This window comes from Xanthobacter autotrophicus, from assembly GCF_030015065.1.
In the GTDB taxonomy this organism is placed as follows: Bacteria; Pseudomonadota; Alphaproteobacteria; order Rhizobiales; family Xanthobacteraceae; genus Xanthobacter; species Xanthobacter autotrophicus_D.
In genome coordinates this window covers 1-403 of the sequence record NZ_JAIVFN010000524.1, presented here as the reverse complement: position 1 = coordinate 403, position 403 = coordinate 1, and the positions used below count along the sequence as shown (strand labels likewise).

Sequence of the window (403 nt, the reverse complement as noted above, 5' to 3'; positions counted from 1 at the left end):
CGGCGTTACAGCCTGGTGAGACATGGGCGATTCCGGCGGATGGATTGCAAAACTTCTCGCCTGTTACGCTGGAAGGGCAATTGTTGTTGAGCGGCAAACCACCGCTGAACATCGCACGTTATATCAAAGAGTTAAAAGCGTATCCGTACGGCTGTCTTGAGCAAACCGCCAGCGGCCTGTTTCCGTCACTTTATACCAACGCAGCCCAACTGCAGGCGTTGGGCATCAAAGGCGACAGTGATGAGAAACGCCGTGCATCGGTCGATATCGGCATTTCCCGTTTGCTGCAAATGCAACGTGATAACGGCGGCTTTGCGCTGTGGGATAAAAACGGTGACGAAGAGTACTGGCTGACGGCTTACGTGATGGATTTCCTGGTCCGCGCAGGCGAACAGGGTTACAG

General features: G+C 54.1%; 1 protein-coding gene. It reads left to right on the top strand.

Annotated features, from left to right (window positions below; genetic code table 11):
- The coding region (locus tag K9U40_RS24335; RefSeq protein WP_282892607.1) for a hypothetical protein at positions 1–403 on the top strand (403 nt) is incomplete at both ends.